At 46.7% G+C, this 16,411-nt stretch carries 11 protein-coding genes; 9 read left to right on the top strand and 2 right to left on the bottom strand.

Features of this window, described 5'->3' with window-relative positions; genetic code table 11:
- Positions 1–14: 14 nt before the first annotated feature.
- From DYADSP32_RS17175 to DYADSP32_RS17135, 9 genes are all read left to right on the top strand, one after another.
- On the top strand, positions 15–686 hold the full coding sequence (locus tag DYADSP32_RS17175) for a bifunctional 4-hydroxy-2-oxoglutarate aldolase/2-dehydro-3-deoxy-phosphogluconate aldolase (RefSeq protein ID WP_414617861.1): 672 nt from the start codon (positions 15–17) through the stop codon (positions 684–686).
- Between the two features lie 153 nt (positions 687–839).
- Positions 840–3,185 (top strand): putative Ig domain-containing protein, encoded by a 2,346-nt coding sequence (locus tag DYADSP32_RS17170; RefSeq protein WP_149241597.1) that lies wholly within the window; start codon positions 840–842, stop codon positions 3,183–3,185.
- 369 nt (positions 3,186–3,554) lie between these two features.
- The gene (locus DYADSP32_RS17165; protein WP_149241598.1) at positions 3,555–3,836 is read left to right on the top strand and encodes a DUF2089 family protein; all 282 of its coding nucleotides are present in this window, start codon (positions 3,555–3,557) and stop codon (positions 3,834–3,836) included.
- Positions 3,823–4,392, top strand: coding sequence for a hypothetical protein (locus DYADSP32_RS17160; RefSeq protein WP_149241599.1), 570 nt, complete (start codon positions 3,823–3,825; stop codon positions 4,390–4,392). Before DYADSP32_RS17165 ends, DYADSP32_RS17160 begins: the two co-directional genes overlap by 14 nt.
- On the top strand, positions 4,389–5,792 hold the full coding sequence (locus DYADSP32_RS17155; RefSeq protein WP_149241600.1) for an alpha/beta fold hydrolase: 1,404 nt from the start codon (positions 4,389–4,391) through the stop codon (positions 5,790–5,792). Before DYADSP32_RS17160 ends, DYADSP32_RS17155 begins: the two co-directional genes overlap by 4 nt.
- A 4-nt stretch (positions 5,793–5,796) precedes the next feature.
- Entirely contained in the window at positions 5,797–6,525 is a 729-nt protein-coding gene (locus DYADSP32_RS17150; RefSeq protein WP_149241601.1) for a DUF3784 domain-containing protein, read from the top strand.
- Between the two features lie 109 nt (positions 6,526–6,634).
- A complete protein-coding gene (locus DYADSP32_RS17145) occupies positions 6,635–8,971 on the top strand; it encodes a hypothetical protein (RefSeq protein WP_414617860.1) in 2,337 nt (778 codons plus the stop codon).
- Between the two features lie 681 nt (positions 8,972–9,652).
- The gene (locus DYADSP32_RS17140; protein WP_149241602.1) at positions 9,653–11,119 is read left to right on the top strand and encodes a tail fiber domain-containing protein; all 1,467 of its coding nucleotides are present in this window, start codon (positions 9,653–9,655) and stop codon (positions 11,117–11,119) included.
- A 30-nt stretch (positions 11,120–11,149) separates the two neighbouring features.
- The gene (locus DYADSP32_RS17135) at positions 11,150–12,691 is read left to right on the top strand and encodes a T9SS type A sorting domain-containing protein (protein ID WP_149241603.1); all 1,542 of its coding nucleotides are present in this window, start codon (positions 11,150–11,152) and stop codon (positions 12,689–12,691) included.
- Positions 12,692–12,954: 263 nt separating this feature from the next.
- On the opposite strand, the gene DYADSP32_RS17130 is transcribed toward DYADSP32_RS17135, so the two are convergent.
- Positions 12,955–13,569 (bottom strand): hypothetical protein, encoded by a 615-nt coding sequence (locus DYADSP32_RS17130; protein WP_149241604.1) that lies wholly within the window; start codon positions 13,567–13,569, stop codon positions 12,955–12,957.
- 178 nt (positions 13,570–13,747) lie between these two features.
- A complete protein-coding gene (locus tag DYADSP32_RS17125; RefSeq protein ID WP_149241605.1) occupies positions 13,748–16,405 on the bottom strand; it encodes a valine--tRNA ligase in 2,658 nt (885 codons plus the stop codon).
- Between the last annotated feature and the right edge of the window lie 6 nt (positions 16,406–16,411).

Here is a 16,411-nt window from a genome sequence, read left to right as displayed (position 1 = left end):
GCCCAGTGCTAAACATGGCAAATATAGATCAGGAAACAACATTAATTCTTATCAACGAAACGGGTTTACTCCCACTCTTTTATCATGCCGACTTTGGTATCGTCAGGGAAGTAGTCTCCGCCAGTTACAGAGGGGGCGCCCGTGCATTCGAATTCACCAACCGTGGCGCCAACGCCTATGAGGTATTTGTGCAGCTTGTAGATTTTGCAAAATCAAGCCTGCCCGGAATGGCTCTGGGAATTGGTACTGTTTATGATGCCGAAACAGCTCAGAAATACATCGATGCCGGAGCAGATTTTGTGGTTGCCCCTTTTACCAATCCCGAAGTGGGTAAAGTTTGCGTGCGTGCGGGAGTTCCCTGGCTTCCCGGAACTGCCACATTGACGGAAATCTTCAATGCAACGCAGCATGGTGCAAAAGTGGTAAAATTGTTTCCCGGTGAGGTGGTTGGTTCGGTTTTTGTAAAAGCTGCAAAAGGACCGATGCCACATGTGAAAATTGTGGTGACGGGTGGCGTTCAGCCTACCAGGCAAAGTATCGAAGAATGGTTCGGAGCGGGTGTTTATGGGGTCGGTATGGGATCAAACCTTTTTCCAAAGGACGTGATCGCCTCCGAAAATTGGGCCTGGATCGAACAGAAAGTTTCTGAAAGTATTGCACTGATCGCAGCATTCAGGGCCGAATAAGGATTAATGTTAGGGTTGCCTGTTTTCCAGGCAGCACTGTTCCCTTAGCCAGAAGGTGTTGAAAGGTGTGCGGGGAATCTGAGCAGTTATGTCCCCAAAGAAATTTTACGGCGATCTTTAAAATTCGTCCGTAAATAAATACGTTTTGCCCCTATGAGCAAATTCCTTTACATCCCATCTTGTTTTACAAATCTCCGGATTTTTGCATTATTTTTTATGTGCAGCACCGGATTTTTGCCCGAACACGCCGTGAAGGCAAATCCGATGCTGAAGTCCATTGAGCTGGAAGGTCCTGGCCGGGAGAGATATTTTGCACTGATGCTGCTAAATTTGCCGAAGGAACGGGGAATCGATGCGGATTTGATTAAGATCGCCCATCAGGGTGGAATGAATTCCGTATACCTGACCATTCCGTGGAACAATGTACGCCAAAAGTCTCCAAATGAAGCGCCAAACTGGGCCAAGTACGATGAGCAAATCGAAATTGCGACCAAGCTGGGAATGAAAATAGCTATCCGTATTCACCTTGGCAGGCATAATGAAAATCTTAAAGGCTTTTGGGACTTAAAAGATGTTCCGCATGATGGACGAAACACACCGTTGATTGCCGGCTATGGGGATACATATTTTCGATTCAACTACGATCCGGCTCTTGAACTGGCTATCGCATTTGTAAAGGAAGTTACCCAACGTTATCGATTTCTTCAGGAGCAAAAAAAACTCATATTTATATCGGTTACCAATACATCTGAGCAGGAAGCAGGCTACAATACGCAGGGATATTATCAGGACAAACAAGTCTCCTCACTTTACGACTACTCCCCTCAGATTGTAGATGGTTTCCAGGCCTGGCTTCAGGCTAATTACGGAAAAATAGAACGCCTCAATTCGAAATGGAGCCGCTCGTACAAATCATTTAAAGAAGCAGGGCCACCATATGCGCACTGGGAACCGTCAGAATCATTCAAGAACCGTTACGGGACGGACTGGTATATCTATCGCCATCAGCACTTGAAAACGTTCATTGAAAAAATGATTGGTGCCGTCAAATCTGTTGATTCAACGATTAAATATGTTGCCGACTATGGCTCTGTTTTCGATGATTTGTCCGGTCTTCGCAGCACTTTGGGATTTAAGGATCTCAATGAGAAAACCGATGGTATAAAAGTGAATGACGACCTGTCGAGAAGCGACCACCGATTTTCGGTGGATATCCTGCGGAGTCAAAGCCGGGCTGGGTTTTTTGTGGCCAATGAAGTTTTTGGTGCTGATTGGGCGGAAAATTTCGAGTTTAAGAAACAGACCGATGAACAATTTCAGCACGGTGCAGATATGGTAACCTTTGTGGTTAGTACCATACCCATGATAAACAGATCGATGCCGTATATTTTAGACGCATCTAAGCGCTGGCTTTCGACCTCTATAACGCCCATTGCATATGCGGACACGGTGAGTTATCTTTTGTCTGAAGCTGTGGAGAAAGGAGGAGCCTCCAGGGTGGTTTATAATCTCTATAAGGCCAAAGCTTATGCCGACCCCAAAAACCCTAAACCTGTTTACATCAAAATTCGGGAAGATCTTTTTACAGACGAATATTGGGTAAACGCTTCCAATAAAAAGCCAATTGTCTCCGCTGCACTGGCATCCAGGACCATTGCGGTAAACAGAAGTTTCAAATTTAGAATACCTGACAGCACATTTAGAGATCCAGATGGTCAAATGGCGAGAATCGAAGCCAGTAACCTGCCCGGGTGGTTAACGTATGTAGACGGCCATTTGACTGGCACGCCATCAACGCTCGGTAGCTTTACGATCACCGTTACAGGTTACGATGACGAAGGGGCATCCGTGTCAACGAAGATGGTGATCCAGGTGGTGGTACCCTTCCTGAAGCTCGAACTAACCGGAAATGGTGGTGAACAATTGACAACTCTGGAAGGCGGAGAAATGCTGGCTTTTGAAGGCCTCCCCCCGCTCATCAATATATCGGCAACGAGTAACTTTGATTTCGAAACAATTTATTATGAACTGAAAGGCCCTTATGCCAAAAAAACGGCAGCCTCGGAAGAGCCCTATTCATTCATTAAAAATCATGCTGGCTTTCCACCCTTCGTCGGTCGCTATCAACTGGTCGCCCGCACCGTATCAAGTGGTGTAACGGTGGTATCCCGGTCGGTCAGCTTTGTCATTTCCTACGGAGATTCCGTGAACATTGCAAAAAATATCGAAGCCTGGCAATTTTATCCTAACCCCGTCGAAAGTGTATTTAATATTAAATTGCCGGAAAACTTCTCAACAGAAGGTCTCGACTTCGTTCTGACGGATAACTCGGGCAGAGCCGTTCAGTTGGTTGGTCCAAAAATCTCCATTTCGGATCAACTGGTGCATATTGATTTAATGGCGACGGGTATTCCCGTTGGAACTTATATACTGCAATTGAAGCGCGGAAAGGCGCTCGTTAAACAATTCAGATTTTTAAAGGCTTCTGCCATGAAATAAAGCTCAGGCGCATGGATCCTTATCGCCTGGTCGTACGTAAAATCAGCCTGCTGCACAACGGCATTCTAATCGTCGCTCTTCAATAGCATGGCTTCACGCCATTAATTCTGGGTTGAACAGAAAGGCAATCTGCTTTTCTGTCCAAACCCGCCCTTCAGGCTTATCGCCATTTCGTTTTTCTATTGCCCTTATTTTGTAATCCAACCCGCAAAGGAGGAAAACGCATTGAGATTATGCGCTTAAATTTTTCGCCATAGCATAACGGAAGCAAACTTCCAATGCAATATTAGTTTAACTTAAAGTAAAAATGTTTCATAAAATTTAAGTTTAAATTAATAATATTTAATATTTTTGATTTTTATTAAAATTATGCCAAAGAAATTACCGCATCAATGTCCCAGCTGTGAGGCTGATCTGCAGGTCACGGCGCTTACCTGTGCGCATTGCGACACCGTGGTTTCGGGGCAGTTCAGCCTGCCTGTTTTGGCGCAGCTTACCATGAGTGAACAGCATTTTATTCTCGAGTTTGTAAAAAGTAGCGGTAGCCTTAAAGAAATGGCACAGATTCTCGAGCTGAGTTATCCTTCTGTTAGAAACCTGCTTGATGACATTATTGAAAAATTGAATAATCAGCCAAATGAAAACAATTGATCTGAACAAGTGGCTCTTCAATCCATTTATCTACCTGGCGGGCATACCGGCCATGATGGCCGGGCTCGCGATCATGGCCGTGACCTCCGTCGTTGCATTTTATGGCCGGATTCATTTTGATGGTGCCATCGATCTGCATGTAGGTGCCGTGACGCCCTACTGGCTCTATTTGGTCGAACCGCTGTTGGACTGGCTGATAGTCGCCATCGTTTTTTACCTGACGGGTCTTGTTCTTTCAAAATCTAAAATACGTTTTATCGACTTCCTGGGAACAACTGCGCTGGCAAGAGCGGCCATGCTCCCAGGGGCGTTGATTGCACTTTTGCCTCCGATACAAAATATGTCTCCCGAAAACATCACGCCTGGAATGCTTGCGGCGTCTCTGTTTCTACTGTTGCCAATGATCTGGCTTGTTGCTTTGCTTTACAATGCCTTTGTCATGTCTGCAAACCTGAAAGGAAGCAAGGCGGTTTTGGGCTTTATTATTGCTCTGTTGGTCGCAGAGGTACTTTCTAAAGTTGCACTTCATTATCTGTTTCTAAATTTTCTAAAATGAGAGTATTATTTGTAACAGCCCTTCTGGCGATTTTTTCTTGCACAATATCAGCTCAGGATCTTACTGGAAGCTGGCAGGGCGATCTGAACGTGCCCGGAGGAAAACTACCCATTGTTTTCAATTTTGTAAAAAATGGCGACGGGTTCACGAGTACCATGGACAGTCCGAAGCAGGGTGTGAAAGGTATCCCGGTGTCTTCGGTGCAGGTAAAAGATTCTGTATTGCAGCTGAAAATCAGCAACATCAACGCAACCTATGAAGGGAAATGGAGCAATGGCTCCATTTCAGGGGAATACAAGCAAAACGGGATGTCTTTGCCGCTGGTACTTGAGCGTATAACCGGAGAAGCGCCCAGGATAGCTCGTCCGCAGGAGCCAGCCAAACCATTTCCATACCATACAGAAAATGTATCGTTTGTAAATAATAATGCTGGACAGATCACATTGGCCGGAACGCTCTCCATGCCCGCAAAAACCGGCAAATACCCGGTCGTAGTATTGATCAGTGGCAGTGGACCACAGAATAGAGATGAAGAATTATTTGGTCACAAACCATTTCTTGTTCTGGCAGATCATCTGACCAGAAATGGGATAGCCGTGTTGCGATATGATGAACGCGGCACAGGTGAATCGACAGGGAAGTTCGAAGGCGCCACCACACCTGATTTTGCTTCCGATGTGCGCGCTGCCATCGATTATCTCAAAACCAGGCCGGAAATTGATCAGAGAAAGCTGGGGTTGATCGGCCATAGTGAAGGTGGGCTTATTGCCCCGATGATTGCTGCAAAATCTGAAGATGTGCATTTTATCGTATTACTGTCCGGTCCCGGACTGCCCGGCGATGATATACTGTTGCTGCAAACCCGGTTGATTGGTAAGGCCAATGGCGTGAGTGACGAAATGCTTAACAAAGGAGAGGCAATGTATAGGGGCATTTATGGGGTGCTGAAAGGAAAAGGGAGTGGGGAGGACATGGATAAGGAGCTCACAGATCTGTTGAACGAATCCATGAAAGACCTTCCTGCAACTCAGCAACCACCCGCTGATAAAAAAGATGCAGCCATAGCGCAAGGGGTCAGATCCATTAATACACCCTGGAACAGATTCTTTGTAAGCTACGATCCGGCAACTGCCCTGGAAAAGGTAAAATGCCCCGTACTTGCATTGAATGGAGAAAATGATTTGCAGGTTCCTCCAAAAGAAAATCTGCAAGTAATCAAAAAATCACTCGAAAAAGCCGGGAACAAAAACTTCGTGACAAAACAACTTCCAGGGCTCAATCATTTATTTCAGGAAAGCAAAACCGGCTCCCCCGCTGAATATGCCGTGATTGAACAAACTTTCTCGCCGCAGGCTTTGTCGGAAATAACATCCTGGGTACTACTACAGACTAAAAAGTGAACGTATGGATTTCTCATTGTTTGTATTGCCAACGATATGTATAGCCCTTGCTTTCATTCTTACCAAAGGAAATGCCAAATACCTGTTAGCGGGCTACAACACCCTGTCTGCGACCGATAGGGAAAAGGTAGACCTGGATGGTTATCTGCACTTGTTCAAACGTTTCCATCTTTTTCTGGGAGTTTCCCTTCTAACAGTTACATTGCTGCTGAGCAGGATCAGCCCAAACTTAACTGATATTGTTCAGGTGTTATCCATGATCGGCGGATATAGTTTTTTTGTGTACAAATCGGTTCGGTATTTTAATCCAAGCCGTATGCAATACGGATTTTCAGCCGCTGTAAGTGGTATGCTTGCCCTTATCGCGGTTGTTGTGCTCTATTTTTCGGTGATCAGTTTCAAAGAAAGTGAATTGAAAATAGATGGGGACCAGCTTGAGATAACCGGGATTTACGGGGTTACGATTGACCGGGAAAATCTTACCGAAGTCCGTATTCTGGACCAGATGCCGCATATTAGATCAAGAACAAACGGGTTCAATGGAGGCGTTTACAGAAAGGGGAATTTTCGCCTGGACGACGGGAGCAAGGTAAAGCTCTTTGTCAATACAACCGCAAAATCGTTCCTGCTTCTCAAAACCACCCGCGGTAGCATATATTTTAGTTCAAAGGAGGCTGATTTAAATGAGGAGTATAAGCGGGTAAGCGCTTGGGCCGGGGTGGGGAACACCTGAAATACTGGCCTGATCGGAGTTGGATGAAGTATATACTACATGTTTTCATTTCAACATTGAAGTATTCATTCTCATGTCTCTTAAAGCGTATACAAATAGATATTCTCTGATGTTCCGGTGCACTGGCGTAGTAATCCTTTTTTTGAGCCAGTTTCTGCAAAGTAATGCCCAGACGGTCAACCTTAAGAATGCAGTCATTCAGGTCTCTTCGAATATTCCATTGCCGATGCGGGAAACCGCAGAAATGGTTCTGTCGGAGGAAATTTACAAGAGAACAAGCCTCCCAATCAAAAAAACAGCTGTGTGGCCCAAGGCTGGCACCCCCACGATTGCGCTGATCCTTTCTTCGGATTTGGAATTGAACGGCAGGCCATCACCGGTGAGACGCGATGACAACAGTCCCGAATTTAAAAAAGAAGGGTATCGTATTCTAACCGAAGTTTCCGACAAAGGAAATGTCATTTGGATCATCGGCGCCGACGCCCGTGGTATTCTATTTGGCACGGGCTGGTTGCTCAGGAATTTGCGGATGGATAAGAATATTTTGCAACTCGATAAAAAGGCCGATTATGCTTCCGCTCCTGCATACCCTATTCGCGGCCATCAGCTCGGTTACCGCCACACGGCTAATACCTATGATGCCTGGACGGCAGGCCAGTATGATCAGTACATTCGGGAACTCGCGATTTTTGGTTCCAATGCCGTGGAGGGAATTCCATTTCAGGAGTCAAATGCTGCCAGCCCGCATTTTAAAATTCCGGCAGCCGAGATGAATATCCGTATGAGTGAGATTTGTAGGAAATACGATATGGATTACTGGGTGTGGACCCCGGCTACTTTTGAGCTAAAAAATCAAATCGAACGAAAGGAAGAGCTGGAAAAGCATGAAGCGTTTTACAAAGCATGCCCCCGTCTGGATCATATCTTTTTCCCTGGGGGAGATCCCGGCGACAATCATCCTTCCGAGGTACTTCCTTTTCTTCGTGAACTGCAGGGCCTTTTGGTTAAATATCACCCAAAAGCCAAAATGTGGATATCCTTGCAGGGGTTCAATGTGGAGCAGGTCGATTATTTCTATAAATACCTGGATACCGAAAAGCCGACATGGCTGCAAGGCGTGGTGTCGGGTCCGGGCAGCCCGCCTATGGCTGAGACCCGGTACCGATTGCCCAAGCAATATCAGCACCGGGAGTATCCTGACATTACCCATTCGGTCCGGTGCGAATTCCCGGTAGAAAAATTTGACCAGGCCTATGCCCTCACCCTTGGCAGGGAATCGGTGAATCCAAGGCCATATGCTTTTGCCAGAATTCATGAAAAATATGCACCGTTCACCGATGGCTTCGTGTCGTATTCAGATGGCAGCCATGATGATGTAAACAAGGTACTGTGGAGCATGCGTGCCTGGGATCCCAAGAAACATGTGCATGAGATCATGACGGAGTATGCTGGCTTTTTCTTCACGCAGGGCGTCGGGGAATCTGCCGCCAGTGGTATTGAGGCGCTGGAACAAAACTGGAAAGGGCCGCTTGCCGAAAACGGAGGGGTGGAAGCTACTTTTCAGTTCTGGAAATCGCTGGAAGCGGCAAATCCTGCGCTGAAAGGAAATTGGCGCTGGCAGATGTTGCTCATGCGTGCGTACTACGACCAGTATACGCGCCTGCGCCTGATCAGCGAACAGGAGCTTGAAAAAGAAGCCAATGAAATCCTGCTTCGGGCCGACGCATCGAATATGACAGAAATCATGGACAAGGCGCTTGCCAAAGTGAATGAGGCCGATCAGCAGCCGGTGGATAAAGCCATACGGGCACATCTGGATTACCTGAGCGATGCCTTGTATACATCTATCGGTTTTCAGACGAGTACGGCAAAACACAAACCCCGTAGTCCCGAGCGTGGGGTGGTGATGGATTTTGTCGATTATCCGCTCAATAACCGGTGGTGGCTTCAGGATGAGTTTGAAAAGATCAAAGCCATGAAAGATCAGGAACAAAAACTTGCTGCTGTCCGGCGAATTGCCACATGGGAAAATCCGGGACCCGGCAGCTATTATGATGATATTTCCAATGTCAGTAAAGGACCGCGTGTCAAAACCATTTCTGACGACGCTACGGATGTGGCCTGGTGGGACAATGGAAAAAGCCGTAGGCGGCTTTCGTCGCAGCTTTTTCAAAGAGAGCCGGAACTGGACTATGACAACCTCGAGCCCGGAGCCCGATACATGATACGTGTGGCAGGATTCGGCGAAGCCCTTCTGCGGGTTGATGGCAAACGATTGGCACCGATCGTATACAGTAAGCAGGAGGATGGGATTAAAGAATGGATTGTACCCCTTTCGCTGACACAGGACGGAAAAATTTCCGTCACTTTCGACGGGCCGGAAGAATCGGACCTTAACTGGCGGAAGAACTCAAAAATATCGGATATCTGGTTGCTGAAGCAGTAAAAAGAGTATTTTTCTAAAAGGGACAGGACATTGCCGTTGGCTATAATGTCCTGTCCTTTTTTTGTTATGTATCGGCGCTTTGGCACTCAGTTACGCAACTCCACTTCCATCACACGACAATCCCCCGTCTACTACACATAGCGATTATTCGGTTTCTATTTATTCGTATCGAAATATTTCAATTTAACACCACGTACGATTACTATAAATAGTTCGCAGGGTGCCCTATACATTTGTAACGGATATGCGCAGGAATCGACAAGCACTTCGTAGAATGACCTCTATCTGAGCATATCCCGTCCAAAAGGACCCTTTTATTTATCAGAATTAACGTTGTGGAAAACTGCTGCTTCAATACAATCACAAGCCGCCATGCTTCATTGGGCCGGTTGTTACAAGGTTCATTTCCAAACTACGTCTACACCTGATGCGACTGGATTGGGTCTGCCAGGGTCCAGTCTTCTATGACGTGACTCGGCCAGGATCCCAATCGGTATTTTACCAAACCGGTAACGAATGCCGTGTTTCAGATTCAATGATTTGATATGCAGTCTATTAGTTGTAAAAAATAATATAAAAAACAACCACTTACATTGATCAGCAAATGACGAAAAGCCACCAATGTTAAAGAAAACTTCCATACCAAAACTTAATTTTTTTTCACTTTCAACGCTTAAAAATATGCTTCGAAAAATTACACTTTTCACATTTGCTTCATTAGCGGTTTCATCCGCATTTGCCCAGATGAAAGTTGGCGCCAGCGGTGCTGCCAACGTGGGTGCTGTTCTCGAATTGAGCAGTTCCGACAGAGGATTGTTACTGCCCCGCATAGCACTTACCACTACAACCACGTGGGGGCTCAATGGAGCTGCACCGGTAGCAGGTATGACCGTTTTTAATACCACAGCAGGTATCACCAGCAGCAATGCATCCTATCCTGCCGCCGGTATAGGCGAGTATTACTGGGACGGAACCGGCTGGGTAAGTAAAAAAAGCAGCACCGTTCCTGCCTATCAGGAACCGTGGAATGTGACGGGCACAACCACACCGGCTACTACGAATACACAGAATATCTACCAAAGGGGACGGATTGGTATTGGCACAAGCCTTCCAACGGGCGGTCTGTCGGTTGTTTCAGAAGGTGATGATGCCAAAGACAACGTGGACATTAAAAGCTATGGCAGCGGTGCACCCGTATACCAGAGCTGGAAAGCTGGCGGTACTGAGGCAGCTCCTGTCAATCTGGTTGGGAATGAAAGCCTGGGTAGTTTGCAGTTTGTGGCATATGCCGCCAACAGCTGGGTTACAGCGGCCAATATATTTGCTAATTACAGAGGAACAGGAGCCAATAACCTGGGAAGCATTGCCTTTGCTACCAGTGGCGCAAACCGCATGTATATTCACGAGACAGGTATGGTTGGAATCAATACCCTGAACCCTCACAGCCAGCTTGATCTCGGTACGGGATTTGGTGGTAACACTTCGGCACTTTCCGGTAAAAAACTGGCAGTTTACAATGACGCCGCCGGGAACGACTTCTATGGATTGGGTATCAGCTCTGGCCGTTTACAGCTTCATGCAGCCTCTTTACCGGATGAAGAGCCTGATATGGTCATTTCGGGTACAGGCGCAGTAGGGATTGGTACAACAAATCCAACATCACTTTTAAGCGTAAACGGTACTGCCGATAAAGTGGGCGGTGGCTCATGGGGATCCTTTTCCGATGCACGTATCAAAAAAAATGTGAGGGATTACAGCGCAGGTTTAAAAGAAATCCTGGCCATACATCCGGTTACCTTTGAGTACAACGGTAAAGCGATTTACAAAAACGACGGAAAAAAATATGTCGGTGTGCTGGCCCAGGAAATAGAAAAAGTACTTCCTTCCACAGTAAGCACAATCAAAGCTGATGGTTTTGATGACCTACGCAAATATGACGGTTCAGAACTCACCTACACGCTGATCAACGCGGTGAAAGAGTTGCAGTTACAGATTGAAAAACTAAAAGCAGAAAATCTTCGCCTTACAGCTGCGGCTGCCCGCGTGGAAGCCAATGAAAAAGCGGTGCACAGCCTGGCGGATCAGATTAAAACATTGCAGGAACTCGTGACTGGCGGAAAAACTCAGTCACAAACCAGTGCGAAATAATTCTGCTTTCATTTTCTAAATCTGATCTGTATGCATAGAACCTATAAAAAATACAAACCATGGCTGCATGGTGCCCTGGCGTTGCTGCTGGGTACGCAGGCTGCGCTGGCCCAAAGCACGACCATCGGCGGCGGAACCGGTCCGGTGACCATAGACGGCGGTTACACAAGCGATTACAACCCCGATGGCCTTTTTATTCTTGCCGACGGTACCGTTTTGCTTCAAACCAACAGCACCTGGGAGCACGGCAATTTGCTAATGAATAATCTGGGAAGCTGGGGAGGTACAACAGGAAGCCTCGATCTTTTTGTTGCACCCGGAACCAATACCATCTCAGGGACCACAGCGCCCAATTTTTTCAATGCCAATTTTGATATTGGGGCCAATACCATGGACATCACCAATACCAGCGGTATTAACGTTACCGGTTCGCTCTCCTTTAACAATGGCATTACCAGCACAGTACGTTCCGCCAGCAGCACGGGCGCCATCCACTTTGCCGATGGAGCGAACTACACCAACAGCAACCTGTCGGATGCTCAGTTTGTGAACGGTTATGTAAGCAAAACGGGCAACGATGCTTTTGTATTTCCGGTCGGAAACCAGGCTGGTACGGATCTGAGGTCACTCAGCATTTCAGCGCCGGGCGTTGTTACCGACGAAATTTCTGTGGCTTACTGGCGTGGTGATGTGGCTACGGCACTCGATCCAACAGGTGGCGCACACAGCCGTACTGCCCTTAACCCGGCAGGAGTTAATGGTGTAGACAAACTTGCGTCGGTATCACCAATCGAATTCTGGGACTGGGTGCCGGTTGCCGGCACGTCTGCCGTTACTATTTCGGTATCTATCTCCGATTTTAGCGGGATCGGTGGTTTCTCGGCAGCCAACATCAGGCTGGCAGGATGGAATACCTCCACCAGCCAATGGGACAACCTGAGCGGATCCGTTGGCGCAGCCTCCAATCTGGAAAACACAACCGTAACCGGCACAGTGGCTGATATGAGCTTGTACAGTGCCATTGCCATTGGAGGCGTTACCCAGCCTTTGCCAGTACAGCTGGTGCGTTTTACCGCCGTGCGGGAGGCAGCAACTTCGGCTTTGTCCTGGACGACCACCGAAGAAAGCAATGCCAGCCATTTTGAAATACAGCGCAGCACCAACGCCAGAGACTGGTCTGCCATGGGTACGCGTGCCGCCGCAGGGGAGAGCAAAGCGATATTGCATTACACATTTACAGATCCATATCCAGCTTCCGGCATCAATTACTACCGTCTGAAAATGATCGATAAAGACGCCACCTTTGCATACAGCCGCATTGAAAACGTGCATTTCGACAGTGCCGCCCAGCTTGTGATCTACCCAAATCCGGCGAGCAAAACTCTTTTTCTGAAAGAGACGGATGTTAAAGAACTTTCCATCATCGCGTCCAACGGCAGGGTTGTTTACAAAACCAATGCTGTTTCGTCTCAGGGAGTGGAACTTGGTGGTTTTGTCAACGGAACCTACTTTGTGAAAGTCACCCAGCGGAATGGTGCTGTCAGTACCCAGAAGCTGATTATCCTGAAATAACAGAAGCCAACGCAGGGAGGAAAGCTCCGGCCAAAAGTAATCAGTATAAAAAAGGAATACGCTGAAAAGTCCTCCAAAATGAGGCGCAAAGGGAGGGTGTCGTAAAGTGACATCTTCCCTTTTTTTGTGTGCGTAATAGCGTGGTGGAGCAAGTGCGCTGGGAGGTGGAATGGCCAGGCGAACCGATCTATTTCGAACGGCACTTAGTTGGTGAGAGAGGACTGGAATGGGAATATCAGCCAGTGACTGAATGCCCTTCCGGGTTAGTTATTTCTAATCTGCGTAATTTGCTGTTGCATTCTGTTCTTCCAACCTTCTCCATTTCTTATATCAAGATAGGGCTCTGTTAGGGCATTGTAGTCAGATTGCGCTTTCAAGAGAGGGCCTGTAATCACACATCCAATATTACTATGAGTGATACCATATGTTCTTACAAGGCTGTCTACTTTCTCCTCCGTTTCATGTGCCGAATCTAATGAAACTGGAAAACCAAAGGTCTCGTAAATGATCAGATCATTTTTTATGTCTGATTTGGCCTTCAATTTATATTTCAACGATAACGCTTCGTATTCTGTTTTGGCATCAAGAGCTACAAGGATACCATGAATTGATATGAATATCAAAAGGATGATATCAAGCAAAATATTTATCATTAGAAAACGCTGAGGGTATGGGATGCTTTTATATTTATAATATCCCAAAACTCCGGACAGCAGGATTCCCGCGATCAATATGCCAACAAAAAGAGTCCATTCAAATTGCTCGAAGGCATTTATAAAACTATAATATACCGGATAATTAATATAATAACTGGGTAATACAGATGCCAAAAAGAGTCCAAATACAACTGCAACATTAAAAAGAAGTAACTTTTTCAAAATGAGGACAGATTAGTAAACAATCAATTAAAATTTAAAATTTCGGTCTAAATATATAAAATACTTATATATCTCAAAAATCCCTCATCAAGATTTAGTGCCGTAACCCGACTAAACAAAAAAAATGCGCCGAAATCCACTTCCGACGCATTTTTCCTTCTCTACAATACTCTAAACCCTACCCCAGTCTTACCAACGCCTCCTTCAACGTCACAATCTTCGCCTCGGCATCGGCCTGTTTTTGGCGTTCTTTTTCGACGATGTCGCCTTTGGCATTTTGGACGAAGCGCTCGTTGGATAGTTTTTTGATAACCGAATCCAGGAAACCCTGGGTGTAGGTAAGTTCTCTTTGCAGATTTTCACGTTCGGTTTCTACATCGATTTCGTCGGCGAGGTTGATGAAAAACTCATCCGATTTCACGCGGAAGGAGGTTCCTTCGGATTCTTCGTTTACAAAACTGATACTTTCGATATAGGCCAGCTTGGTGATCAGTTCGGCCAGGTTTTCGTAACGTGCCGGCGAATCTGTGCGAATTGCGAGCGGAAGCGCCGTTTTCGGACTCATGCCCTTGGCATTCCGAATATTTCTGACATTTGAAACCAGTTCAAAGAGTACTTCAAAATCATTCAAAAGGGTAAGCTCCGACTCACCTGCCTGCGGAAATTCGGCAATGCAAACCGACTCATTCGCTTTCCTGTCCCGGATATTCTGCCATATTTCTTCGCTGATAAACGGCATAAAAGGATGCGCCAGCCGCATCAGCTGGTCGAAGAACTCCAATGTGGCTTCAAACGTAATCGGATCAATTGGCTGCTCGTAGGCAGGCTTGATCATTTCGAGATACTGCGCACAGAAGTCATCCCAAATCAGTTTGTAAACCGCATTTAATGCATCAGAAATCCGGAATTTGGCAAAATGATCCTGCACTTCGGCGAGCGTAACATTTAGCTTGCTTTCAAACCACTTCACCGCCAGTACCGATCCCTGCGGAACCAATAGATTGGTGTCAATGTCCCAGCCTTTTACCAGGCGGAATGCATTCCAGATCTTGTTACAGAAGTTCCTGCCCTGTTCCACCAGTTTATCATCATAAGGCAGATCGTTCCCGGCCTGTGAACTGAACAGCATTCCTGTGCGGATACTATCGGCGCCATATTGGTCGATCAGGTCAATCGGATCGGGAGAATTACCCAATGATTTGGACATTTTCCGGCCTTGCTTATCGCGGACAATCCCTGTCAGATAAACGTTTTTGAACGGATAATTTCCTCTGTATTCATAACCGGCAATGATCATTCTCGCCACCCAGAAGAAAAGAATTTCTGGAGCGGTAACGAGGTCGTTGGTCGGGTAGTAATAATTGATGTCCGCGTTGTCCGGCTCTTTAATTCCGTTAAAAACCGAAATCGGCCACAACCAGGACGAAAACCATGTATCCAGCACGTCCGGATCCTGTGTGATATCTTCCTCGGTCAAAGCAAACAGCTGGTACTCATGCTGCGCTTTATGTAAAGCTTCCCTTTTGGATTTTGCAATGATGATCGTTCCGTCGTTCAGGTAGTACGCAGGAATCCGGTGGCCCCACCAAAGCTGGCGGCTGATGTTCCAGTCACGCACATTTTCCATCCAGTGGCGGTACGTGTTCTTGAATTTGGCAGGGATCAGCTGTACCGTATCGTTCATCACGTTTTCAAACGCCGGTTTGCTGATCTTCTCCATTTTCAAAAACCACTGCTCCGACAAGCGCGGTTCGATCACGGAATCCGTGCGTTCGGAATGCCCTACATTGGATTTGTATTCCTCAACTTTAACCAGACTGCCCGTTTCATCGAGCAATTTGATTATTTTTTTGCGTGCAATGAACCGGTCTTCCCCAACCAGAATCTGCGCCTTTTCATTCAGTGTGCCGTCTTCGTTCAGCAGGTCAATGATCGGCAGATTGTGGCGTTTCCCCAGTTCATAATCATTCGTATCATGGGCCGGAGTTACTTTGAGGCATCCCGTTCCGAATTCCATTTCAACGTAGTCGTCGGCGATGATCGGAATGGCGCGGTTGATCAGCGGGATGAGAACTTTTTGTCCAATCAGGTGTTGGTAACGTTCATCATTCGGGTTCACACAAATGGCTACATCGGCCATGATCGTCTCAGGACGCGTGGTAGCAATCACAATACTTCCATGCCCGTCACCCTCTGCCCCCTGCTCCATTCCCCCTGCTCCTTGTAAGTCATACTTCAGGTAAACCAGTTTCTGATTCACCTCTTTCATGATTACTTCCTCATCGGAAACTGTTGTTTTGGCCTGCGGATCCCAGTTCACCATACGGTGTCCGCGGTAAATATCACCTTTGTTATAAAGGTCAATAAATACATCGATCACCGAATCATAAAGATCGGGCTCCATGGTAAACCGCGTGCGTTCCCAATCGCAGGATGCGCCCAGTTTACGCAGTTGCTTCAGAATGATACCGCCGTATTTGTGCGTCCATTCCCAGCAGTATTCCAGAAATTCGTCGCGAGTAAGGTCTTTTTTGCTGATGCCGCGCTCTTTGAGCATCGCCACTACTTTGGCTTCGGTGGCTATGGAGGCGTGATCCGTCCCGGGTATCCAGCAGGCTTCTTTCCCTTCCATGCGTGCTTTACGTACGAGAATATCCTGAATCGTATTGTTCAGCATGTGCCCCATGTGCAATACGCCGGTGACGTTCGGAGGCGGAATGACAATCGTGTACGGTTCTTTATCCGGATTTGGTTTAGAATTAAAATACCGGTTTTCGATCCAGTAGGAATACCATTTATCCTCTATCTCTTGCGGGGCATACGTTTTGGAAATCATTCTCGT

The organism is Dyadobacter sp. 32 (assembly GCF_902506755.1).
Classification (GTDB): Bacteria; Bacteroidota; Bacteroidia; order Cytophagales; family Spirosomataceae; genus Dyadobacter.
Note: the sequence above shows the minus strand (reverse complement) of the source record. Positions and strands in the feature narration are given on the sequence as shown.